The sequence below is a fragment of the Bacillus aerius genome, from assembly GCF_029894105.1.
GTDB classification, from domain to species: Bacteria; Bacillota; Bacilli; order Bacillales; family Bacillaceae; genus Bacillus; species Bacillus altitudinis.
The window spans coordinates 2,815,047-2,838,472 of sequence record NZ_JARYHO010000001.1 but is presented as its reverse complement, the minus strand read 5'-3'; the positions used below and the strand labels follow the sequence as shown (position 1 = coordinate 2,838,472).

At 41.5% G+C, this 23,426-nt stretch carries 31 protein-coding genes and 1 pseudogene; 28 read left to right on the top strand and 4 right to left on the bottom strand.

What is annotated here, in order from left to right; translation table 11 throughout:
• Positions 1–31: 31 nt before the first annotated feature.
• The 3 genes and pseudogenes from bioB to M2353_RS14765 form a co-directional block, all read right to left on the bottom strand.
• Positions 32–1,028: pseudogene (bioB, locus tag M2353_RS14775) on the bottom strand (biotin synthase BioB).
• Positions 1,029–1,174: 146 nt separating this feature from the next.
• Complete coding sequence (locus M2353_RS14770) at positions 1,175–1,525, bottom strand: hypothetical protein (RefSeq protein WP_003213146.1); 351 nt, start codon at positions 1,523–1,525, stop codon at positions 1,175–1,177.
• A 243-nt stretch (positions 1,526–1,768) separates the two neighbouring features.
• The gene (locus tag M2353_RS14765; RefSeq protein WP_007500560.1) at positions 1,769–2,146 is read right to left on the bottom strand and encodes a helix-turn-helix domain-containing protein; all 378 of its coding nucleotides are present in this window, start codon (positions 2,144–2,146) and stop codon (positions 1,769–1,771) included.
• Positions 2,147–2,305: 159 nt separating this feature from the next.
• On the opposite strand from M2353_RS14765, the gene M2353_RS14760 reads away from it, so the two are divergent.
• The 18 genes from M2353_RS14760 (at position 2,306) to M2353_RS14675 (ending at position 13,576) form a co-directional block, all read left to right on the top strand.
• Positions 2,306–2,545: a helix-turn-helix transcriptional regulator gene (locus tag M2353_RS14760; protein ID WP_100324839.1), complete on the top strand. Its 240-nt coding sequence runs from the start codon at positions 2,306–2,308 to the stop codon at positions 2,543–2,545.
• An 18-nt stretch (positions 2,546–2,563) separates the two neighbouring features.
• Positions 2,564–2,716, top strand: coding sequence for a hypothetical protein (locus M2353_RS14755; protein ID WP_162835675.1), 153 nt, complete (start codon positions 2,564–2,566; stop codon positions 2,714–2,716).
• Positions 2,694–2,888, top strand: coding sequence for a hypothetical protein (locus M2353_RS14750; RefSeq protein WP_226650593.1), 195 nt, complete (start codon positions 2,694–2,696; stop codon positions 2,886–2,888). The genes M2353_RS14755 and M2353_RS14750 overlap by 23 nt, the downstream gene beginning before the upstream one ends.
• 102 nt (positions 2,889–2,990) lie before the next feature.
• Entirely contained in the window at positions 2,991–3,395 is a 405-nt protein-coding gene (locus M2353_RS14745; protein WP_041507685.1) for a RusA family crossover junction endodeoxyribonuclease, read from the top strand.
• 17 nt (positions 3,396–3,412) lie between these two features.
• Entirely contained in the window at positions 3,413–3,598 is a 186-nt protein-coding gene (locus tag M2353_RS14740) for an XtrA/YqaO family protein (RefSeq protein ID WP_370648332.1), read from the top strand.
• Positions 3,599–3,722: 124 nt separating this feature from the next.
• On the top strand, positions 3,723–4,241 hold the full coding sequence (locus M2353_RS14735; protein WP_284725642.1) for a sigma-70 family RNA polymerase sigma factor: 519 nt from the start codon (positions 3,723–3,725) through the stop codon (positions 4,239–4,241).
• Between the two features lie 152 nt (positions 4,242–4,393).
• Positions 4,394–5,041: a phage terminase small subunit gene (terS, locus tag M2353_RS14730; protein WP_251210409.1), complete on the top strand. Its 648-nt coding sequence runs from the start codon at positions 4,394–4,396 to the stop codon at positions 5,039–5,041.
• Between the two features lie 8 nt (positions 5,042–5,049).
• The gene (locus M2353_RS14725) at positions 5,050–6,351 is read left to right on the top strand and encodes a PBSX family phage terminase large subunit (RefSeq protein ID WP_284726009.1); all 1,302 of its coding nucleotides are present in this window, start codon (positions 5,050–5,052) and stop codon (positions 6,349–6,351) included.
• Positions 6,348–7,805: a phage portal protein gene (locus M2353_RS14720; RefSeq protein ID WP_284725641.1), complete on the top strand. Its 1,458-nt coding sequence runs from the start codon at positions 6,348–6,350 to the stop codon at positions 7,803–7,805. The genes M2353_RS14725 and M2353_RS14720 overlap by 4 nt, the downstream gene beginning before the upstream one ends.
• 35 nt (positions 7,806–7,840) lie before the next feature.
• A complete protein-coding gene (locus M2353_RS14715) occupies positions 7,841–8,932 on the top strand; it encodes an XkdF-like putative serine protease domain-containing protein (RefSeq protein ID WP_284725640.1) in 1,092 nt (363 codons plus the stop codon).
• 22 nt (positions 8,933–8,954) lie between these two features.
• Positions 8,955–9,878 (top strand): phage major capsid protein, encoded by a 924-nt coding sequence (locus M2353_RS14710; RefSeq protein ID WP_096881785.1) that lies wholly within the window; start codon positions 8,955–8,957, stop codon positions 9,876–9,878.
• 13 nt (positions 9,879–9,891) lie between these two features.
• Positions 9,892–10,275 carry a protein YqbG gene (gene yqbG, locus M2353_RS14705; protein ID WP_056702591.1) on the top strand — a complete coding sequence of 128 codons (384 nt, stop codon included), beginning with the start codon at positions 9,892–9,894 and terminating at the stop codon, positions 10,273–10,275.
• Complete coding sequence (locus tag M2353_RS14700) at positions 10,272–10,628, top strand: YqbH/XkdH family protein (RefSeq protein ID WP_284725639.1); 357 nt, start codon at positions 10,272–10,274, stop codon at positions 10,626–10,628. Before yqbG ends, M2353_RS14700 begins: the two co-directional genes overlap by 4 nt.
• A complete protein-coding gene (locus M2353_RS14695; protein WP_047946735.1) occupies positions 10,625–11,122 on the top strand; it encodes an HK97 gp10 family phage protein in 498 nt (165 codons plus the stop codon). Before M2353_RS14700 ends, M2353_RS14695 begins: the two co-directional genes overlap by 4 nt.
• A 4-nt stretch (positions 11,123–11,126) precedes the next feature.
• Entirely contained in the window at positions 11,127–11,582 is a 456-nt protein-coding gene (locus M2353_RS14690) for a phage tail terminator family protein (RefSeq protein ID WP_041091933.1), read from the top strand.
• A complete protein-coding gene (locus tag M2353_RS14685) occupies positions 11,569–11,781 on the top strand; it encodes a YqzN/YkzM domain-containing protein (protein WP_056702583.1) in 213 nt (70 codons plus the stop codon). Before M2353_RS14690 ends, M2353_RS14685 begins: the two co-directional genes overlap by 14 nt.
• Before the next feature lie 3 nt (positions 11,782–11,784).
• On the top strand, positions 11,785–13,131 hold the full coding sequence (locus M2353_RS14680) for a phage tail sheath family protein (protein WP_284725638.1): 1,347 nt from the start codon (positions 11,785–11,787) through the stop codon (positions 13,129–13,131).
• Position 13,132: 1 nt separating this feature from the next.
• Positions 13,133–13,576: a phage tail tube protein gene (locus tag M2353_RS14675; RefSeq protein WP_003213309.1), complete on the top strand. Its 444-nt coding sequence runs from the start codon at positions 13,133–13,135 to the stop codon at positions 13,574–13,576.
• 275 nt (positions 13,577–13,851) lie between these two features.
• Here the strand turns inward: M2353_RS14675 and M2353_RS14670 are convergent, their stop codons facing one another.
• Positions 13,852–13,941, bottom strand: coding sequence for a putative holin-like toxin (locus tag M2353_RS14670; protein ID WP_072368332.1), 90 nt, complete (start codon positions 13,939–13,941; stop codon positions 13,852–13,854).
• 152 nt (positions 13,942–14,093) lie between these two features.
• Here M2353_RS14670 and M2353_RS14665 point away from each other — a divergent pair, with 152 nt between their 5' ends.
• The 10 genes from M2353_RS14665 to M2353_RS14620 are packed head-to-tail and all read left to right on the top strand — an operon-like array spanning position 14,094 to position 23,422.
• Positions 14,094–14,534, top strand: coding sequence for a phage tail assembly chaperone (locus M2353_RS14665; RefSeq protein WP_008344099.1), 441 nt, complete (start codon positions 14,094–14,096; stop codon positions 14,532–14,534).
• A gap of 41 nt (positions 14,535–14,575) precedes the next feature.
• Entirely contained in the window at positions 14,576–14,713 is a 138-nt protein-coding gene (locus tag M2353_RS14660; RefSeq protein ID WP_008344097.1) for a hypothetical protein, read from the top strand.
• Between the two features lies 1 nt (position 14,714).
• Complete coding sequence (locus tag M2353_RS14655) at positions 14,715–18,695, top strand: transglycosylase SLT domain-containing protein (protein WP_425332885.1); 3,981 nt, start codon at positions 14,715–14,717, stop codon at positions 18,693–18,695.
• On the top strand, positions 18,688–19,356 hold the full coding sequence (locus M2353_RS14650) for a LysM peptidoglycan-binding domain-containing protein (protein WP_008344093.1): 669 nt from the start codon (positions 18,688–18,690) through the stop codon (positions 19,354–19,356). Before M2353_RS14655 ends, M2353_RS14650 begins: the two co-directional genes overlap by 8 nt.
• Positions 19,357–19,367: 11 nt before the next feature.
• Complete coding sequence (locus M2353_RS14645; protein WP_135226206.1) at positions 19,368–20,378, top strand: XkdQ/YqbQ family protein; 1,011 nt, start codon at positions 19,368–19,370, stop codon at positions 20,376–20,378.
• Positions 20,375–20,641, top strand: a complete 267-nt coding sequence (locus M2353_RS14640; protein WP_039169977.1) for a DUF2577 family protein — start codon at positions 20,375–20,377, stop codon at positions 20,639–20,641. The genes M2353_RS14645 and M2353_RS14640 overlap by 4 nt, the downstream gene beginning before the upstream one ends.
• A 14-nt stretch (positions 20,642–20,655) precedes the next feature.
• On the top strand, positions 20,656–21,078 hold the full coding sequence (locus M2353_RS14635) for a DUF2634 domain-containing protein (protein WP_268363365.1): 423 nt from the start codon (positions 20,656–20,658) through the stop codon (positions 21,076–21,078).
• Positions 21,071–22,117, top strand: coding sequence for a baseplate J/gp47 family protein (locus M2353_RS14630; protein WP_284725636.1), 1,047 nt, complete (start codon positions 21,071–21,073; stop codon positions 22,115–22,117). Before M2353_RS14635 ends, M2353_RS14630 begins: the two co-directional genes overlap by 8 nt.
• Positions 22,104–23,027 carry a YmfQ family protein gene (locus M2353_RS14625; protein WP_284725635.1) on the top strand — a complete coding sequence of 308 codons (924 nt, stop codon included), beginning with the start codon at positions 22,104–22,106 and terminating at the stop codon, positions 23,025–23,027. The genes M2353_RS14630 and M2353_RS14625 overlap by 14 nt, the downstream gene beginning before the upstream one ends.
• Positions 23,028–23,038: 11 nt before the next feature.
• The gene (locus M2353_RS14620; protein ID WP_017359000.1) at positions 23,039–23,422 is read left to right on the top strand and encodes a phage tail-collar fiber domain-containing protein; all 384 of its coding nucleotides are present in this window, start codon (positions 23,039–23,041) and stop codon (positions 23,420–23,422) included.
• Positions 23,423–23,426 lie beyond the last annotated feature (4 nt).

The following is a 23,426-nucleotide window of genomic DNA, read 5'->3' as shown; positions in this document are numbered from 1 at the left end:
CAAAAGTCTGCCGATCCATCGGCAGACTTTTTTAAAGCGCACATTCTTCTATTTCAAAACCTAAATCTTCAATGATGTGATGATCGGTTTGAACTTGCTGTCCTTTTGTCGTTAAATAATCGCCTACGAAAATAGAGTTCGCTGCATATAATGCGAGAGGCTGAAGCGTTCGCAAATTAAACTCTCTTCCCCCAGATACTCGAATTTCCTTAGCCGGGTTGATAAATCGCATCAGTGCCAAAACCTTCAACGCTTTGATCGGATGTGTGCGTTCTTGATGTTCAAGAGGCGTTCCTTCAATTGCATGGAGAAAGTTGACGGGAATCGAATCCACATCAAGGGCTCTCAGCGAAAAAGCCATTTCGACAATTTGTTGATTGGTTTCGCCCATTCCAATAATAACCCCTGAACATGGTGACATCCCTGACTGTTTGACCTTATCAATGGTCGATACGCGGTCATCATACGTATGGGTCGTTGTAATTTGAGCATGATGATCTTGATGTGTATTGAGATTATGATTATACCGATGAACACCCGCTTCCTTCAGTCGCTTCGCTTTTTCTTCATTTAATAACCCAAGGCATGCACACACCTTCAAAGGCATCGTCTCAGTAATTTCCTTTACTGCTGCGGTGACTTCATCTAATTCAAGGTGCGAAGGTGCTCTCCCGCTTGCTACAATACAATAAGTCCCTGCTTTTCTTTTTAACGCCTCACGCGCACCGGCCACAATGGTTTTTTGGTCAAGCATTGTATACCTCTCAACAGGAGCTGTTGAAATTACCGATTGTGAACAATACCCGCAGTTTTCAGGACAAAATCCGCTTTTGGCGTTAAAGATCATATTTAACTTCACCTTTTTTTTGAAAAAAATGAAATCTCACCTGATAAGCTGCATGCATAATAGGCAGCAACTCTGCGTCGTCTGCTCCAAGAATTTTTAGACCTTCTTCCATAGTAATCGGTTTATGATTGATGGCTTTCTTCACGATCGTTTCCCAAGACAAAGACGTTATTTTTCCCATCATAAGCCCCTCTCAATATGTAAACTTATTTTCATTAAAAGTTAACATAATAGATAGAGATTGGCAAGCACTGGTAAGCAGCTTAAGTAAAAACACAAAAAGGCGATGAACATATAGTCATCGCCTTTTCATATGAAAAAAATCGCTTAACGAACAGTAATATAGTTAATAACAAGCTCACCTAGTGAATTATAGTAAGACACTGTAACAGAACCGCGTTGTACAGCACGGATCCATGTGAAGTTTGGAGCAGTTTGGTCTAATTGAATGGCATACGTTGCGCCTGAGACAGAAATTTGACTTGCTGGAAGTGAAACAGCGATTGAAGAACCTACAGTAAGTGTGCGGTTCACCGTAATCACTTTATTCATAATAGGAGCTTTTGCTATAACTGGTTCTTTAGGCTGTGCAGCTGCATGAGCACCTTCTGTTTGGAAGAACGTAAGAGCACCTAAAGCAGCTAAAGACAATGTACAAGCTTTCATTAATTTTTTCATCGGTAACACTCCTTTTTTTGGTATATACATATATCAATAATAATAGAATTATATGTCAATAAAAATAAGTGGAAAAATGAGTATTTTTGGTGAAAATTGTCACATATTATGTAGGGGAAGACGATTTTATCCCCAAAAAACATGATTTTTTATTCATATGTCATTCTTTTTTAGGGGGAAAAAGAGACATAAAAAAAGCTGGGTATCTACCCAGCTATGTGATGCTTTATGAAAAGAGATCTTTTATTTGTCGTCTGTCTGTTTTGGCTGACGGCCTTTTTGTTTTTCTTTCTCTCTAATGTAGTTAATAAAGTCGATGGTTTGTCTTCGTGCTTCTTCAGAAAAATCGGAGGCAGCTTTAAACGCAATTTGCAAATCAGGATCATCTGCAAGATCGTCATCAGAGGCGTTTTTGTCTTTACCTGTGAGAAGATAATCTGTTGAGACCCCGTATAACTCGGCGATTTTCACAATCATTTCACCATCTGGCTTTCTCAATCCATACTCCCAGTTAGCATAGGTCGACATCGCCTTTAACCCGAGTTTTTTGGCAACGGTAGACTTACTCCATCCATGTTTCTCTCTTAATTCAGTTAGAATCTTTCCAGTCAAATTATCCATCGGAAACACCTTTTTTCATATTATGTGTAAATTTTATCATGAATTACACGGAAAAGATAAATAAATACACAAAAAGAATAAAAATATGATTGACTTACCCGTTTTGTGTATATTATCATAATGAATATAACTTACACATAATGAGTAAGAGGTGGAAACATGAAACTTGAAAATTTACGAGAAGAACGAATATTACAAGGAAAAACACAAACGTATATGGCGAAAAAACTTGGATATAAGTACACGAGTGGCTATGCAAATATAGAAATGGGCCGAACAAAGCCTAGCTTAGAAATAGCCAAGCATATTGCAGATTTGCTAAATATCGGTGTTCAAGAGCTTTTTTTTGGTCAAAAGTTACACAAAAAGAGTAATAGTTTTGAGGAAGACCGTTCTTAAAAAGGGGAGACAAACAGAATGAATATCGAACATCCGATGGTGACACAAATGAATGATTTCGGCTATCCAAAACGTTACTGGCCATATGAAATGTCCCGAAATGGTTATCGATTAGAGGATGAGGACCGTGAGAAAGGATTTGATGATGATGAGACATCAGATGACATTTGATGCCCGAAAAGAAGCACAGCATTGCCTAGTACAAGCTGGCGGCTGGATCACTTTTCATCAAAAAGAGCCGATTTTTGCTTTCCCCACGGCAGAAGAAAAACGCACATACATGACCCTCATGGCAGAAAAAGCCGTTGATGACAAGAAGAAGGAAAGGATGAATGCGACATGAATCGATTGAAGCAAATCATGACATTCCTGAAATGTTTGCTCAATGCGGGTCAAAACGAACAAGACATTCGGCAGTGGGCGAAGGATGACGGGAGATCGTAGCATGGTCCTTCATTTTATCATTGAAAAAGAACATTTATGCACAAAAGAGACATTGATAAACAGAATTCAAACAGCCGCTAAAGCGCAATGCACAAGCAAAATAAAAGGCGCATTATCACTCGACATTCGCTCATTTTACAATATGCCCATTGATCTAGCGAACAGCCAAGACACGCGTACATCTGCTGAAAAAGGCTTGATACGCCCGGTACACATCAGCATTCTTCAACCAAATTTGCAGTACATACAAGAAGCACTTCATGCCGTTACCGATGACGCCTCTTTACAGATTGTAGAATTAAGAGTTTCACAGTTTTATAGCATGCGTCCTCGAATGGAAATCATTTTAAATACGATGGGTGATGATATGAGATCCTCACCACCAAATAAGGAGACAAGCATATGAACGAGCCAAAACAAATCATGATTCAAGAAAACCAGACATTTGTCGGTGAAATGGAAAAAGGAAAGATTCAAGTCATTGTGTTAGATGGAAACGTAGGAACGGCTTATATGATGGATGTACCTGAGCATGGAAAAACGATTATTCAAACAGCAAAAGGACATTTTGCAAGAGTCGATCATGAGATTGGTTTTAAAATCAGCTAGTCTGATGAACAAGAACAACTGAATAAGTCCAAGACGGAAAGCCTGCGGACACTGATCAAGACCCTATAAAAAGGGGCTGATTGGTGTCCGTTTTTTATTTTCTTAAAAAAGGGAGAGAGCACAGATGCAAGATTTACTGATTGAATATAAAAGAAGTTTAAAAGATGCCAGAAAACGATATGAACAATTGAAAGACAAAGAAGAGAAACAGATGTCAGATCAGGACAAACATGATCAAAAAATGATCGCCAGTATGGTCAGTGATTTAGAATACGTAGTGGAATGGCTTCAAATCGGTAGAGAGCCAGGCGCACGCAGAGGATTAGATAGACGGTCTGTGTATCAGCGCACCATTCTTGCTAATCAAGAGGTATTAGAGGCTTTATCACATGAATACACCCTCATTCAAGAGAAAGAAAGAGAGATAAGTGAGCGGGACAAAAGGCGAATTGACGAAGCCTTATCCGTTTTGACAGATCGAGAGAAAGACGTATTTTTTATGCACACAACGCAGGGGCTATCATTTAGCGAGATTGCGATCATGCTAGATGTAAAAAAAGGAACAGTCCAAAAACATATGGAAAGAGCTCGGACCAAAATGTCCAAAAAAGTACAAGAACGCCTATTCAGAGCTGCTGAATAGGCGTTTTTTCTTTCATCACATCAATCTTCAAAAGCTTGTCTTACAGTTGCCACCTATAGTTAGAAAGACCAAACGAATGTTTGCTAGCCCGGCACAAATGATTTCTCTTCAGGGAATCATTCGAACTAAAAGGAGGCGGCAGGTGAATGTAAATGAAAGATAAACGGATAGAGGCTAAGCAGGATTATATGAAAGGGATGACGTACCAGCAACTAGCCGATCATTACAACGTCTCCATCCATACCGTTAAATCATGGAAAAGACGATACGGCTGGCAAAGACAAAAAACACCGTCAAAGCAGGCGCACTTGATCTTTCATCAATTTCTTTCAGATGAAACGATTGAAATCATGGAAAAAATGGATGGGCGCACATCTCTTGATATCATCTGGGATCAAATTCAAATTCAATACGCAGCCATTATTCGAGCGCAGCGCATCATGCATGTAGCAGATCAAGATGACATGATCAAAGAACTGAAAAAGGCGACGTACTTGCCTTCTTCATTAGAGGAAGAAACAGGCGAAGGCATTCATCCAGAGCCAGAGATCACGGCAGAGGAATTTTCGTTTCAATTTTCATGGGATCGGCATGCTACTTTTTTAAATGCCCAATCTCGTGCAATGGGAGAACTAAGACGGCTGATTAAACAGTTTGAAGAGCTCGCTCACGCAAAAGATGAACGAAGATTAAGGCTGAAGCAAATTGAGCTGACAATCGAAAAAACAAAAAAAGCAGTTCGTGAGGAAAAAGAAGAAGATCTTCATATCATGATCAAAAGAAAAGAGGACGATTCATGACGCCGTTGATTGAAAAAGAAGTCAATCCTCACTTTGAACACTTTTTGTTCGATTGGAATCAAAAGTTTCAGTTTTTAGTAGGCGGTTATGGCTCCTCCAAAAGCTATCACATTGCTTTAAAGCTGGTTTTAAAACTGCTTGAGGAAAAACGAACAGCACTTGTCATTCGAGAAGTGTATGATACGCACCGGGAGTCGACCTACTCTCTTTTACAAGAAATCGTCAGCGATCTTGGCATCGATCATCTAGTAAAGTGCCGCAGTTCACCGCTTGCTCTCACTTTTCGCAATGGGAGCAGCATTTTATTTAAAGGACTGGACAAGCCTGAGAAATTGAAGTCGATCAACAACATCTCAATGATTTGGATTGAGGAGTGTTCCGAGGTTTCTTATGAAGGGTTTAAAGAACTGCTTGGAAGGCTGAGACATCCGGTTTTACCTCTTTATATGATGTTATCGACGAATCCCGTTGGTCAGGATAATTGGACGTACAGACATTTCTTTCGAGATGAACAGCTGAAACGATTTGTCCTTGATGACGAAACCTTATACAAACAGCGAACCATCGTGATAAAAGATACGTACTATCACCACTCAACAGCAGAAGACAATCTATTTCTTCCTAGAAGCTATGTCAAGCAGCTGGATGAGCTGAAAGAATACGATCCAGATCTTTATCGAATTGCAAGGAAAGGATACTTCGGTATCAATGGCACAAAAGTGTTTCCGCAATTTGAGGTCAGACAGCATGCTGACGTATTAGATGCGATCGGGCAGATTGAAAGACCGCTGAAACGAGCGGGAATGGATTTTGGATTTGTCGAATCCTACAATGCGCTCATTCGGTTAGCTGTCGATCATGAAAAAAAGTACTTATATATTTATTGGGAATATTACGACCGCGGGAAAACAGATGATGAAACAGCTGTTGATTTGAAAGAATTTGTTGAATCAAAGGAACTCATTAAGGCAGACGCAGCAGAGCCTAAAACGATTCACTATTTTCGGCAGCGCGGATTTCAAATGGTCGCTGCGCATAAGTTCCAAGGGTCGCGTTTGCAATATACAAAGAAAATTAAACGATTTAAGAAAATCATTTGTTCTGATGCTTGCCCTTATACCATCTATGAACTTCAATCACTAACCTATAAGGCAGATAAGAACGGCCGCTTAGAGGAAGATGAATTTCAAATCGACCCACACACATTATCCGCCATTTGGTATGCGCTAGATGATTATGAGGTGACCGATTTGAAACAGACTGCTTCAGAGCGTGTCCGTCCAAACCGAGAGAGGAGGTCCATACAATGAAACAATTAAAAGCAACGATTATGAAGGCCAACATGTCTGATCATACAAAACAAATGTATGAGGATGAATTTTCATACGAAAAAGATGACATTGTCCCGCCGCCCTACCATATCAATGAATTAAAAAGCATGGCAGAATACTCAACGATTCTTCAGCAATGTATAGATGCGTATCGAACAAACATTTTAGGCTTTGGCTTTGGGGTGGAATACGCCTTTGATTTTAATGCGGAAGATGTGAAACCGGTCAAAAAGAAGACAGCCGAGAAGGAATGGACAAGACTCGAAGAGTTTACGAAATACATGAACTATGATGAGTCTGCTGACGTGATTCTTGGTTATGTCCTAGAAGACCGGGAGAAAACAGGAAATGGCTTTTTAGAGGTGCTGCGGGATGGACAAGGAAAGCCGGCAGGAATCGAGTATTTGGATGCACTCCATATTCGCATTTGCAAGCTGAGTGAGCCAGTCGACGTCGAATTCCGCTACACAGAAAACGGCGAATTAATGACGATGAATCGCAAGAAACGATTCCGAAAATATGTGCAGGTCATCAATGAGAAGAAAGTCTTTTTCAAGGAGTATGGTGATCCGCGCATATTAAATTGTGAAACAGGCAAGTACGATGATGCTACACCAGAACCGCTTCAAGCAACAGAAGTCATTCATTTTAAAATTGGCAGTGGGACGTATGGGATTCCCCGCTGGATTGGCAACATCGTCAATATGTATGGCGCACGAAAAGCAGAAGAGCTGAATTATCTTTATTTTAAGCAAGGACGGCATGTACCTGGTGCCATCATTGTCGAAAACGGCATGCTGTCAGAGACTTCTTATCAGCAGCTACAAGATTATATGGATGATATTGAAGGGTCTGATCATGCGCATAAGTTTTTATTGCTTGAAGTAGAAGGGCTTCCGACAGAAAAAGGATTAACAGGTGAAGAAGATGTATCAAATGTCAAAGTGAACTTTAAATCCTTGGCAGAAATCCTGCAAGAGGATGCGCTCTTTTTAGAATACGATGAAAAGACGAGAAACAAAATCCGCTCCGCTTTTCGTCTGCCGCCTATTTACACAGGAGAGTCACAAGATTATAACAAGGCTACAGCAGATACCGCGCGAAAAACAACGGAGGAGCAAGTATTTCAGCCAGAGCGGCATCTTATTACAGGGAAACTCAATACTCTTTTTCTACCGGATTTAGATATATGGCATGTCCGCTTTCTATTAAATGGTCCTGACTTTAGAGATCCATTAGAGATAGCGAAGGTTCTGACACCATTTATTCAGGCTGGGGCAGTATCGCCAAATGATTTACGAGATCTTGCGGGGCGTATTCTTGGTAAGACGTTAGAGGAATGGCCGGAAGAATTCTACCACCGACCTTTAGAAAGCCGCATAAAAACAGCTGATGGGCTGTCTCCATCCGAGTCAAACCAGCTGGAGAAATAGAAGGACGTGAGCTTTTTTTGAAAGGGGGTGAACATATGCCAAGGGAATTAAAAAACGCAAAAATTACACATGTTTCCTATGTGGACAAGGCCGCCAACCAAAAGAAATTTTTCTTGATGAAAGCAAAGAAAAAGCAGCCTGACTTTCAAAAAGAAGTCAGTGTCCTGACGAAGGCAGAGGATGCGCATCGCCTCGTATATGGCGTCGTGTATGAACCCAATACACCTGATGCACATCAAGACTTTATGTCGGCCAAAGAAATTGAAAGAGCAGCACACGGTTTTATGAAAGATGCCCGCCGCATTGATAAACAGCATGATTTTCAAGATGGTGTTGGCGAAGTCGTCGAATCATACATTGCCCCAGCGGATTTTGAAGTAGGCGGGGAGCTGATTCAAAAAGGATCTTGGGTACTTGTGACAAAGGCATCACAAGATATTTGGGACCAAATTCAGCAAGGCCATATTACAGGCTACTCAATGGCTGGAACAGCAGACATCATCGCAATAGAGGAACACGATCAGCTCCTATCTCAAGAAACGAACGAGAGAGGGCTTTTTTCTTTGCTGAAAAATTTCTTTTTGAAAGAGGAAGGTGCAAATATGCCACAACAATTTTGGAGCGTTTTAGATCATCTGCTGGAAACGTTGCAGTCAAATGATGGTGATGATTCTAGCGTAAGAGCGGCACTTGAACAATTGATTCCAATTGTGCAGGATGTGTTGAAAACAAATGATGTCCTCCAAACGATTGGTGAAAGACCAGCATCCGTTCAAAAGCAAGATGCCGGATTAACGACTGATCAAGTACGCGAACTAGAAAAAGCAAAAATGGCCATCGACAACGTTTTACAACAAGCGGATAAACAAGGGACAGATCAAACAGGTGAAGAAGAACCTGTACAAAAAGTGCTGGAGCAAGTGGTTGCGCCAATTCGTCATCAGCTTTCTTCCTTAGAGAAATCAGCAGGCAGAGAAAAAGCAGCGATTCAGGAAGTGCTTCAGCAACAGCTACTGCCTATTTCAGAGCGGATACACATGCTTGAAAAAGCGCGGGGCATTTCTAAACAAACAAATCACGATACACAAAATGATATGACAAAGCCCATATGGGATGGCTTACTATAAGCCTAAATAAGGAGGAAAAAGTGTGAGAAATCAAGAGTTGATTCGCAAGGCTGAAATGACACTTGCCAGCTTAAAAACAGGCGGTCTCATGAACGCAACCCAATCCAACACATTCATTAGAATGATGCAAAATACACCAACCGTTTTAAATGATGCACGTATCATTCCAATGGAAAGTGATTCACAAAAAATCGAAAAAATCGGCTTCGGTCAGCGCATTTTACGCCCAGCAGAAGAAGGCAAAGCGCTTGATGCAAAAGACCGTGTTGTCCCAGCGACAAGCACTGTCCAGCTCAATGCAAAAGAAGTCATTGCTGAGATCCATATGACGTACGACAGCATTGAAAACAACATTGAAAAAGACGGGATTCAGCAGACCATTATGCAAATGCTGGCGGAACGAGCGGCAGTCGATATTGAAGAACTGATCGTCAACGGTGATACAACATCACAAGATCCATTTTTAGCTCAAATGGATGGCGTACGAAAACAGGCAGTTTCTCATATTGTCGATGCGAATGGAGCGGAAATTAGCCGTCAAATGTTCAAACAAGCCTATAAAGCGATGCCGTCAAAATATTTACGTGTACCTCAGGATTTCCGTTTTTATACATCCCCAAGTTTAGAGGTCGAGTGGAAAGACCAAGTAGCAAACCGTCAGACAGGTCTCGGAGATGCGGCGATTCAAGGCGGACTTTCTTCTGCATTCGGTGTTCCGGTCAAAGGTCTTGCCAATATGCAGCCATATGATGAAGAAGGAACAGACGTATCAGATATTTTACTGACACATCCGAAAAACATTATCGTAGGGTTTTCTCGCAATATTCGTATTGAAGTAGAAAAAGATATTCGCAGCCGTAAGTTTATCATTGTTCTGACAGCGAAGCTCGACAGCAAATTTGAGGAAGAGGATGCTGTAGCCAAAGTAATGAAAGTGAAAGAGTAGGTGACAGCAGGCTATGATCATTTCTGCTGAGGAACTACAAGCCTATTCTGTATTTGATCGCGTGAAAAATCGTTCTGTAGAGAGACTAGCGGCAGATATTATTGAAGCAGAAGCAGCGGTATTTCAAATTGTCGGGCACGATTTTACACATGAAAAATATCAGCCCATTCCTGAAAAAGCAAGGATCGCCTTATTAAAAATGGCCCAGTATTTTGCCATGCTGAATGATGATGAATCCATGATAAAAGGCTTGACTTCAGAAAAAATGGGTGATTATTCATATGCAAAGGCAGCGGACAAAGTGAAAGGCAGACCTTATGTGTATGCCCTTCTTGTTGATTATATTGAACCTTCACTAACTGGCGGCAGCGCCAATTTAAAGGTGAGATCATTATGAGTTATGATTCTCTATTAACGGATCGCTGTGATCTTTTTCACTTAGAGAATGAGGAGGCAGTCCGCGGCAAATTTGGTATACCAGCAGGGGATCTGCAAACGGACATCTCTTATCCTGATACACCAAGTATGAGAGATGTGGCTTGCTATGTTGTAGAAAAAAGCCAGTCACTCGTGCAAGAAGAACCAAATACAGTCATCTATCAGTCCTATCTCGTCCATTTCCCTTTAGCAAGCGACATTCGCTTGCATGACAAAATGGTGTGGAACGGCATCTCACTCAAGTTGCAGCAGCCAAAAAGAGTGAAAAATCATCACATGGAAGTGATGGCCGTCAGAAAGGAAAACCTATGAAAATTGATGGACTTGACCGGCTGCTATCCCAGCTCCAGCAGGCAAATAGTGGCGGCTTAACGGCGCAATATCAAGAGTGGTTACAGGAAATGGGCTTACAGTTTTTAGACATCATTCAAGATGAAATCATCAAAGAAAAGGCTGTTGATACAGGCCGACTCCTCAATTCCTTTCAAAAAGGTGACAAGGAGAATTACTTTCTCACTTCCCGAGGCGGGCTCACGCTAGAAGTAGGGACACAGCTTGATTATGCCTCTTACGTGAATGATGGACATGCCGTTTCTTCAAATGGAGAACGAAGATGGGTGCCTGGGAGATGGAACGGCAGCCGCTTTGAATATGATCCGAATGCCAGTACTGGCATGATGCTTTCATCTCAATGGATTGAAGGAAATGGGTACTGGGATCATGCCGTCATGCTCTATGAACAAATGTTTGAACACTCGCTGGATCGAAAGCTTCAAAGCTGGATCGATCGACATTTTGGGAGGTGATGGAATGAATCAAGAAGTCGGGGCAATCATGCATTATATATACACACACTTTCCTGTGAAAATGTATGATCGTCTTCTGCCAGAGCGTTTCCAAGTGCCATCTGTTTATGTGCCGCCAGTGACTGTCATTAGTGGTCCAGATACAGTGTCTACTTTTATGAAATCTTATTCGCTGCAAGTGAAAGTGTTTCATATGGATACAGAAAAAGCGCATGATGCGGCGGAAACAGTCGTCGATGCATTGCTTGCTGATCGTCAAATCATTCAGATGATCAGTGAAGATGGAGAGGTGCTTGATGATTATGTCCGCATAAAAAGAGTGGAAACAAGAATCATAGATCAAGGTGTAGCAGCGATTGTCCTGACATGGGATAGCAGCTATTGGTACAACCGAGATAAACAGCCAAGCCTAGAAGATATCAATTTTTCAGATGGGGTGATCAAACGTGAGCAAGACTAAAAAAACACAGCTCGATCAAACAGCGGGCGAAGAAAAAGAATTTGGCTTTTCATTTGAAGCCTTAAAAGAGTACAGTAAGGATCTTTTTGGGGTAAAACCAGAAATCCTTGAAGGTGCTCTTTTTTATATCAAACATCAACCAATTACAAAAACAGAAGCAAAGAAGCACATCGATGCTTTTTTGTCCAAGGAGGTTTAAAGGATGAACGGAGGCACTTTTACACCAGGTACAGAGAAAAAGCGTCCTGGCATTTACTTTAATTTTAAAACAACAGCAGAGCAGCGAATTACTTTAGGCGAGCGAGGAACAGTTGCACTTCCTCTTGTCATGAGCTGGGGAGAACCAAAAACCTTTATTTCCGTTTCCGATATGGAAGACTTAAATAAAAAGGTCGGGCTTAACATTGATGATAAGTCACTTCTTCTTTTCCGTGAAGCGAAGAAAAAAGCGCAAACGGTCTTGCTTTACCGCCTAAACGAAGGAGAGCCAGCCAAAGCGGAAATCGCAGAAAACTTTGTGGTTACTGCCAATTACGGTGGTCAAAAAGGAAATGAGATTACCATTCAAGTGGCAGAAAATGTACTCGACAGCACAAAACGTGACGTCATCACCTATCTTGGAACAGATATTGTCGATAAGCAGGTGGTCAAAGATGTCAAAGATCTTGTGAAAAACAAATACGTTCAATTTTCTGGTGAAGGCGAAGCGGTCATTACTGCTGGAGCGGCTTTAAGCGGCGGGAAAAACGGTGTGGCAAGTGTCGCAGATTATACAGCTTTCCTAGAAGCAGCTGAAACGGAATACTTTGATGTCATTGCACTCCCAGTCGATAATAGTGAGCAATTAAAAGCAACATTCGTGTCATTTATTGAGCGTTTACGTAATAAGCAAGGACGTAAGGTACAAGGCGTTGTGGCTAACTATGCAGCTGATCAAGAAGGTATCATCAATGTCACAAGCGGTGTTGTTTTAGAAGACGGAACAGAACTTGCGCCTGCTCAAACAACAGCTTGGGTCGCGGGAGCAAGTGCAGGAGCGACTTTTAATCAGTCACTGACCTTTGTTGAATACGAAGGCGCAGTCGATACATTAGAGCGTCTTGATAATGATCAAGTAGAATACTGTTTATCACAAGGAGAGTTTCTTTTCACTTTCGATGCAAGAGACCGCACGGTGAGCGTTGAAAAAGATATTAACTCTTTGACAAGCTTCACGGTTGAAAAGAACCAGCAAATGGCGAAAAACAAAATCATCCGTGTGCTAGATGCAATCAACAATGATTTAACATTTGAACTGAAAAATTTGATTAAATTACGCAAAGCCAATGGCAATGACATTCCAGCATCTGATGATGGAGTGCAGCTTGTGAAAACACTGATTACACAGTATCTCACACAACTTCAAGATGGCAGCGGTATTACAGGCTTTAACTCAGAAACAGACATCGTCATTGGCCTCAATGAAGATCGTGATGGATTTATCATCGATTTAGCAGTACAGCCAGTAGACGCAGCAGAAAAATTCTATTTCAATGTGGAGGTGAAGTAAGATGGCTTTTAAAGCGCAAAATACAATCTCAGGTAAAGAAGGTCGTCTTTTCTTAGAAGGTGAGGAGCTTGCCTTTATCAAAACGTTTGAAGCAAACGTGGAGAAAAATAAATCAGAAGTGAACGTAATGGGCCGCCGAATGACTGGCCATAAAACAACTGGGGCAAACGGAACAGGAACAGCAACATTCTATAAAGTTACGTCACGTTTCGTTCAACTCATGCTCAACTATGTGAAAAAAGGGGAAGATCCTTATTTCACTCTTCAAGCGGTAATTGATGATAAATCATCAGGCCGAGGCACAGAGCGTGTGACATTATTCGATGTCAACTTTGATTCAGCTAAAATTGCTGGACTAGATGTCGATTCAGAGGCACTTGAAGAAGAAGTTCCATTTACATTTGAAGACTTTGATCTGCCTGAAAAGCTGAAGAATTCTTTCTAAGAAATGTGGAGGAAATTAGCTAATTAATTAGCTAAATAAAAACCAAATATGCTATAATGCAAATGTAATGAAAAATGAATGCATTTGTAATGCACATTGCGATAAATGACACACAAAATTATGTTTACATGCAAAGAGATTTGCATACAATAAAAAGAAGCCAGGATGCGCTAACATCCCGGCAATGTACAATGAGGCCCCTCAAGGGGCTGGCCAATCGAATAGGATGTTCAGGATAGACTTTCCCTTTCACCTACCAAAGCTCAAGGGGGAGTCTATTTTTTGTCTATATATGTCAACAGGGCAATGATAAATGACCCGAAAGCAAGCATTAACATCAGTGCTTGGAACGTTGACATGAGCATCACCCCCTTCCTATCGGGGATGAGCCAGACACCCTTGAGCAAGCCGTTCAATTGTACGAGTTATATTATACATGAAAAGATTGGAAAGCACATTCAAAAAATGGATGTGCTTTTTTGTATTCAAAAAAACAAACAAAAGGGAGTTTTTAAACATGAGCGAAAAACAAACATTTGATCTTTCATTTTTTATGCCAGGACAAACAGTAGAAGCGGAAGAGGTCAAAGTACCAATTTCTAAGCGTTTTGTTGATAAAAAAGGGAATGTCATTCCTTTTGTCTTCAAAGCGATTACCACGGAACGTATTGATGAACTGGAAAAAGAAAACACCACGTTCAAAAATGTCAAAGGCAGAGGCCGCGTAAAAGACTTAGACAGCCAGCGCTTCTACGCACGAATTGCCATTGAATCGACGATTTATCCAGATTTCCGCTCAAAGGAATTAAGAGAAGCCTACAGCACACAAGATCCAGTTGAAGTTGCAAAACGTGTTTTATCTGTCGGCGGTGAATACGCAAACTGGTTAAACAAAGCGATTGAAATCAATGGATTTGAAGACGAAATTGAAGATTTAGAAGACGCAGCAAAAAACTAATAAAAGATGGGGATAAGGAAGCGGTGTTTTTATATTACGCCATGCATGAGCTTCACTATTCTCCATCAGAACTCCTCGATTTATACGAAGCACCAAGACAATTTAAGGCATTCTTATTCGGACTCATCAGCTACAAACTCGACATGCTAGAAAAAGAAGCAAAGAAAGGAGGGAAATAAACTGGCGAAGCTCACTGCACGATTTGAATTAGAAGACAAAGTATCAAAGAAGCTGTTGCGCATTCAAAAACGATTTCAAACGTTTGAGAAGCAGCTCAAACCATTTAGAAAACCGGTGAAAATAAGCCTGGAAATGGATGAAAAGAAGCTAAGGAACCTCAATTTATCGATGAGAAGGTTATCTGTATTATCCATGAAGCTAGATCAAGGAATCTATCGTGATCTCAAATCATTAACAAACCAGCTGAACATGATACCGAAACAGATGGTCATAACCATTCAAGCAAAAGGACTAGATGTCATTAAATCCAGTATAGATCGCTTGAAACAATCACAAGCAAGTCCAATCCTGCTGACGTTCAAACTGAATGATCAGTTGTCAGGAAAAATGTCATCAATCAAAAAATCAATCCTTCAGCTCATGAACAGAACGTACTATATGAGATTAAACATGGTTGACCAAGCCACCGCTGCCATTCAACGAATCAAAAAGACACTCAAAAGCTTGACAATGGCTAAACATGAGATCAGAGTGTCTGTTCAAGACAATGCAAAGAGTAAGTTGAAAAAACGAGATCAGGCAGAGTCAGTTGTGAAAGAAAAGAAAATCAAAAAGAAACCTAATGCGACAGCTGCTACAAAAACGCAGGAAAACAAACAAAGCTGGCTGGGGAATTTGGGGAACAAGGCGTTAAAAGAAATTGAAAAATATGCAGGTGACGTCTCAGATAAATTGAAGGAAAAATTAAGCCCTAGGAAATTTTGGGATGAGAAGGCGCTACCTTGGATTGAAACGAAAATAGACGAATACAAGCAAGAAGTAATCGGACGAATTCGTGAGAAAATTAAAATCAATCCTGAAGAGTATCTAGATAAATGGTTTAACAAAGGATTAGATTTGATCCTTGGTCCGAAAAACCAATCGAGCGAAAACAATACTAACTCATCAGCTCAAAATCAAACGACAGAAACCCCAACAAATCCAACTCCTAATACGCAGCAAAATAATCGAAATGGAAAAGGTTTGTTTCGTAGTAGTTGTTGCCCTTGTTGTGCTCGTGGTTTAAGTAGGCGTGGCTCTAATAGGACAAGAAATAGAAATGGTCGTTCACAAAGACAACCCTCAAATCCTACCGCCACAACAAGAACGGAGAGGTATAGAAGACCTCAAGGTAGATTAGGAAAACTTAAAACAAGTGCAGGTAAGATTTTTGAAAAAGTACCTAGTGGATTGAAGAAAACCACAGGTATAGTAGCCTCTGTAGCCGGACTTGCGGGCTTGATGAAAGGTAGTGGGGGGCTAAGTGGATTAGGAGGTGTACTTAAAAATATAGGAAAAGGAAGTAGCCAGCTTTTAAAGAGAGTGCCTATCTTGGGGAACTTATTAAGTGCTACAGATTTGATAGGAACAACGAAAGAAAACGTTGGAGAAAAAGTAGGTGGATTCTCTGGAGGGCTTGCAGGAGGAATCAGTGGAGCAGCAATAGGCCAAACTCTAATTCCTATACCGTTTGTAGGAGCTGCTGTTGGGGGTGTTGCTGGGAGCATCGCCGGAACTTTAGGTGGATCAAAACTTGGGGAATTATTTGATACCTCAAAATTAAAAGAGAATATTTCAAATACGTTATTTAGTGAGGATTGGTGGAGTGAAAAGTGGGGAAGTGTTAAAACCTCCGCAGAGAAATCTTTAGGGAACTTAAGTGAAAAATGGGAAGATATAAAAACAACAGCATCTAATACACTATTTAATTCAGAATGGTGGGCAGAACAGGCCGGGTACGTTACTGGAGCTTTAGAATCTACTGTATTTAATGGAGAATGGTGGAGCGAGAAATGGGATGCTATCAAGGATTGGACGCAAGAAAAATGGGACGGTGCAGTCGAGATATGGAATTCTATCACAAAAAAACTTGGTGAGACCGTTTTTAACGGAGAGTGGTGGGGAGAAAAATGGGATAGCGTAAAAAAATGGACCAAAGAAAAATGGGATGGTGCCGTTGATATATGGAACTCAATTAAAGGAAAAATCCGTGAAACTGTCTTTAATAAAGATTGGTGGGGCGAGAAGTGGAATGATGTAAAAAATTGGTCGAAAAATAAATGGGAACAATCAAAAACAATTTGGTCAGCTGCAAAAGCAACTGCTTCTTCTACCCTATTTAATAAGAACTGGTGGACAAATAAGTGGAATGATGTAAAGTCTTGGGGTAAAAATATTTTAGGAGATACATGGGATTTAATTAAAACTAAAGGCGCGGAAGTTATTGGTAAGCATATTGTGAAATTTGAAAAAGGTCGGGAAAAAGGTCGGAAAGATTTTAAACCTGATCAAAAAGCCACAGGCGGCTATATCACCCAACCTACCTTATCATGGATTGGTGAAGCAGGTAACGAATTTGTCATTCCAACTCAAAATAATCGGGGACGCGGGAAGATGCTGCTTGCACAGGCTGCTTCTCATCTTGGAATGTCTGTTGTGCCAAGCAGCAGCGGAGCAGCAAGTCCAGTTTCTAGCTCTCCAGCTCCAATAACGCCTAATGCTCCAGCAGCTCCAAATGCTTCTGCCGGTTCGATTGGTGGAACGGTTTCAATGAATGGAAACATCCAAGCTGCCAGCATAGGCGAGCAATTTAATCAAGATTTTGAACAAGGGCTGAATCAAAAGGTGGTTTCACTTGATCAATGGAAGCAAAAAAACATTCAGCAGCCATTTAATCAAATGACATCAGATTCAGGAAAGTACGGACAACAAACGGTATCGGCATTTGCTACTGGCCAGCAAATGACACCAACAGGAACTGACAGCTTTTTGCAAAGTCGTGTAAAAGCACCATACCAACAAGTGATGACAACATCACCAACTTGGGGTTCTGGAACTGTTAGTGGCTTTGCAACAGGTCAAAATGCCACATCAATTGGCACAAGCCAATACGTAGACCAACACGTCAAACAACCATTCCTGCAAGCCAAACAAGAATCACCAGGATGGGGTTCAGGAATGATCGACGCCTTCAATAGCGGCATGCGTTCAAAAGCAAGTGAAGTCACACAAGCTGCCAAAGAAATGGCGAAGAAAGTGGAACAGGCGTTTAGAGAAGAACTTGACATTCATTCTCCTTCACGTGTCATGATGAATTTAGGGAAATTCGCATCGATCGGTGTCGTCAAAGGGCTCGATTCAGTTGATGTGAAAAAGTTTGCTGAAAATCAAGCGGGTTCATTAATCGGAGCGTTCAGTGGTATGGGTGCTTCAGGTCTTAGTGTTCAGCAATGGCTCATGGCAGCTCTGATGGCGACTGGCACATCGATGAGTTGGCTTCCAGGTCTTATGACAATCGCTCAGCACGAATCAAATGGTAACCCGAAAGCCATCAACTTGTGGGATTCCAACGCCAAGAAGGGAACACCTTCTAAAGGGTTAATGCAAACCATTGGACCGACCTTCCATTCCAATAAAGGCAAGGGCATGAATGATATTTGGAACCCAATTCATAATGCCGTAGCAGCCATTAACTACATTAAGGGCAGATATGGAACAGTCTTCAATACACCGGGATTACGGAGTATGAGAAGAGGCGGTCCTTATAAAGGCTACGCCAATGGCGGTCTGATTACTCAGGAGCAGGTAGCTAGAGTCGGTGAAGGAAACAAACGTGAATGGATTATTCCAGAAGAAAGAGGCATTCGCGGGAGATATTTATTGACGCAGGCAGCCAAGGCACTTGGGATGCAAGTCTATGATCCATCAAATGCATCTGCTCCTTTACCAGAATCACAGATGCAGCAAGTCACCTCAGCACAGCCAGCTGGGACTGCAACAACGTCTGGTAATAAACAAATCACCATCCAGTTCAATGGTGATCAGCATTTCCATAATGGACAGGATCAGCAATCGCTTGTCGAAAAAATTAGACAAATGCTTGTAGACGAATTGGAAGTAGAGCTTCAGACAGGAACGAAAGGGGTCGTGATCGATGGGTAAATCAGTGTATCAATTGTGGATTTCCCAAGGCAAGGAGAAGTTGCGATTCCCTGTGCTTCCATCCGAACTTGAGATTACAAATAACGTACAAAATGAAACAGTGAAGGTCTCCTCCTTTGGAGAACTGACTTTTATTGATGTACCATCGGCTAAACAAGTATCATTCACCTCATTATTTCCTAAGAAATATTCGCCAATTGCTGAATATAAAAGCATTCCATCACCAGAGAATGCAATAGCAAAAATTGAACGAATGATGCGTTCAAAGAAGTCTGTGCGACTGATTGTGACAGGGACTAAAATCAATATGACGTGCAGCATTGAGAGCTTCACTCACAAGGAAGGGTCTTATGACATAGGGGATCGTGAATTTACGATCGAGTTAAAGGAATATAAAACCGCATCGCCTAGGAAAATCAAACGAAAGAAAAAAGCGAAACAAACCAAAAAGAAAAGACCCTCAAAAACACCACCAAAATTGTACACTGTCAAAAAAGGAGATACTCTTTGGGCCATTTCAGGCCGTTTTTATGGCGATAGTACAAAATGGCGGCGTATTTGGAATGCCAATAAAGCAGCGATGATCAAACGAAGTAAACTCAATATTAAACAGCCGGGATATTGGATTTTTCCAGGGCAAAAATTGAAAATACCACAATAGGGGGGCTGACATTGATTGAGCTTTTTGCCATCAGAAGCGGCACGATGTATGAGCTTGTCACAGAGAGTGTGACACTTCAGGGGCAAAGGTATCAGGCCCCTCGCTCTATTCAGGCGAATATTATCACAAAGCAAGGCAGTCAAACATATTACCGTGTCTCAGAAGGAGACACGGTTCTTTTTAAATGGAAAGGAAAAGAGCTGTTCAGAGGCATCGTGTTTTCTAGGACGCCTGTTGAAGGAAAGCTGACCTTTACCGCATACGATATGCTCCAATATTTAGTGAAAAACCAAGATGTATATGTTTTTTCAAATCAACGGGCAGATCAAATTTTGAGGCGGATCGGGGCAGACTTTCAAATTCCTATGACATCCATCGCAAATACAGGACATATCATGAAGTCTCTCGTTTTTAAAAATGACACGAGTTTATATGACATCATTTTAAAAGCATTGAAAGAAACGAAGCGGCAAACCGGTAGAAATTATCAAATTTATTCTGCTAAAGGCAAGATGGGACTGAGAGCTTGGCCCGATCCAGAGGACGTGTGGGTCATTGAATCAGGCGTCAACCTCATCGGTTATCAGTACAGCACCTCCATTGAAGAGACAGCAACACGTGTGAAGATGCGCACGTCTGTAGACGAACAGGGGAAGAATAAGAAAAAAGGTAGCAAATCAGATATTGTGGTGATCGAACAGGACAAAGCGGGTCAGAGTCAGTACGGCATTTTACAGCATGTGGAGACGGTCACAGGTCAAATCAACCAGCCGCAGCTTCAAAAAAGAGCGAAAGTACGCCTAGCTGAAAAAAAAGGCGTCAAACAAGAAGTGAAAAGCATACAAGCACTCGGAATCCCTGAACTGCAAAGCGGTCTGCCAATCTATTTGAAAATCCCTGAAATCAACATCAAAAAAACCTACTGGATCGATCAAGACAAACATGAATTCAATGGAGTGAAGCACACTATGACAATTGACGTCGTTGAGAAAAATTCCATGCCAAAGGGTGATCAAGCATGAGGTTAAGTGAAGCAATTAAACGACTCGCTGTCAATGCAGTAGATGCAGCTTCTCCAATTGATCTGGTGATTGGAGAGGTCACAATGGCTTCGCCTCTTCACATCCGATTAAATGAGAACAGTAAGCTGATCATTCCAGAAGAACTGCTCATTTGGCCTAAACGCTTAAATAAGGGTGAGGATGATGAGTTGAAAAAGGGAGACAGCATTATGGTACTTGCAATGGCAGGAGGGCAGTCCTTTTACATCATCGACAAATTGTAAGGGAGGTGATGAATGTGGCACTTTCACCAGAGGAAGAAATCGAGGAAACAGAAGAAGACGAAGAGGTAGAAACCTCGACGACGTATCGCATAAATTTTGAAAATGGTAGGCTGACAAATGAAGCCATTACAGGCATTGAAGCGATCCGACAATTTATTTATATGACATTGCGAACAGAGCGCTATGCACATCCCATTTACAGTCACGACATTGGCACTGAAATTCAGGAGCTATTGACCGATACAGAAGCAACAGATGAATACAAAGAAATGGAGATTCCAAGATTGCTAGAAGAAGCATTGGTCGTTGATGAGCGGATTGATCATATTGAAGAGATAGAAGTCACGAAGCAAAATGATGCCTTTCAAGTCAAACTAGCCATTGTCACAGATGAAGGCACATTAGAAATAGAGGAGGTGATGGAGGGAGATGTTTGAGGAGCAAACGTATGAGGCGTTGATGGAAAGAATGCTGGACAGGCTGCCAGATGACATAGATAAAAGAGAAAACAGCGTCATTTGGAATGCCTTGGCACCTGCTGCTGCTGAACTAGCTCAGTCGTATATTTGGCTTGATCAAGTATTGGAGCTTGTCTTTGCTGATACAGCACAGGGGGAATTTTTAGATCGACGAGCAGCAGAAGTGGGGATTGAACGAAAGCCAGCCACCAAAGCGGTCTGGTCCGTAACCATTCAACCAGAGAACGTAAACATTCCAGCAGGATCAAGATTCTTTATTGAAGATGTTTATTTTCAATTTTCAAAGGACGGTACACTAGAATGCGAGACAACAGGTACAGTCGGCAATGGGCAATTAACAGGTCAGCCGCTGCTATCGCTTGATACCATTCCGGGTCTAGAGTCGATGATCATGAAGGAATTGGTGATACCAGGGCAAGAGGAAGAAGATGATGCGTCATTATACGATCGGTATTTAATACGCGCAAGGCGAGAGGCTGTCAGTGCCAACAGAGCACATTACAAAAAGTGGGCCGAGGAAGTGGTTGGTGTCGGCAGAGCGAAAGTTTTCCCGCTATGGAATGGAGAGGGAACGGTCAAAATTGTCATCACAGATGGCAATCTAGATGTAGCATCTGAGCTTCTTGTCAAAAGGGTCCAGGAGTATATCGATCCTGTACCGGGAGAAGGAGAAGGGCAAGCTCCTATTGGTTCAAAAGCAACCGTTGAAAGCGCCAAGTGGCTGGATATTGACATAGAAGTGTCCGTCGAACTTCAGATGGACTGGACACTTGAAGGTGCGCAAAAAGAAATAGAAGAAAAGGTCAAAGCACTGTTAAAATCAATCGCATTTGAAAAAAGTACGATTCGAATGTCCGCCTTAAATGATATTTTGTACCATTCAGAGAGTGTGTCCGATTATGCAAACGTCTTATTGAATGGGGAGTCAAAAAACTTAGTATTAAAGGACATTGAGATACCACGTCTGAGGCAGGTGAAGGTTATTGAGCAAACTTGATGAAATGAAAAACTACTTGCCGCATTATTTCACAGAGATTTATGATGTGGATCATTTACTAAAAACTGAGGCGCCAGAGTTTGAACAATTGGACGAATCCATTTTTGATGTAACGGATCAGTTCTTCCCTTTAACAGCGACGTGGGGATTGAATCGGTGGGAAAGAATGCTCAAGGTGCAGCGAGAGTCAGATGATTCGATTGAGCTGCGCAGGGCACGATTACTTAATATGATGTCGAACATTCCACCAATTACGTATCTGTCATTAGAGAAATCTGTGAATCGATTTCTTAAAAATCCAAGTGCGATCATCCGACTTACAACCAACCGTTATCATTTTGCATTGCGTGTCAACCTGGATGACCTGCAAAACACAAGATATATCGTTGAAATACTCGAAACGTTAAAGCCAGCACATTTGGCGTATACGTTCACCGCCATTCATCATACCGATGTTCATGAAACAAATGATCATCACCAGCGGCTCACACTGCGAAGCAGAGTGGGCTTTTTCGATCATATTCCAATTTTACTCAATGGTGAATTCGTATTAAATGGAACGTTCTATCTCAGCGGGATACGAGGTACTACGGAGGTCCCTGCTCGCTTTCGGCATTCATTAAAGATGAGAATGCCGCTTCAACAAGAGAAAGAAACAGCATATCGTCTGAATTATGTCATGACTGGAGCATCGCATGAAACGAAGCAAGCAGCTACGCTGACTTTGCGCGCAAAGAACCAGCTTTCACATCAAACGAAAAAGAGGATGACGTTCCGCTTACCAGTACTTGTTCAAAATGAACAAGGCGGCAGTTTACTGATCAAGGAGCATTACTGGATTCTGGATGGATCCGTTCCGCTTGACGGATCAAAAATGCTGGCAGCAACTTCTAAAAAAATAGACCTATAAGGAGGATCACAATGGCTGATCAATTAACCGTAACCACACTATATGCACGTCAACAAATGGCAAAGGCACGAGCAGAAGGAACAAAACTCACAAAAGTCGTCAAAATGGCATTCGGAAATGGAGGAACAAAGGATGGAAAACCGATCTCTCTTGACGGAACCGAACAAGCACTCAAAAAAGAACTGATTCAAAAAAATATTGACTCGTTTACCTTCATGGAACCGGCAAAAATCCGCTACACCTGCACCATCGCTGAAGGAGAACTCGCAGGCGAAGTCATCAATGAACTAGCCCTTGTCGACGAAGCCGGCAAATTCACCGCCATCCGCACCATGACAGACAAACAAAAAGACGGCGACATCGAATTTGTTTTTGAGATTGATGATATTTATTAATGGA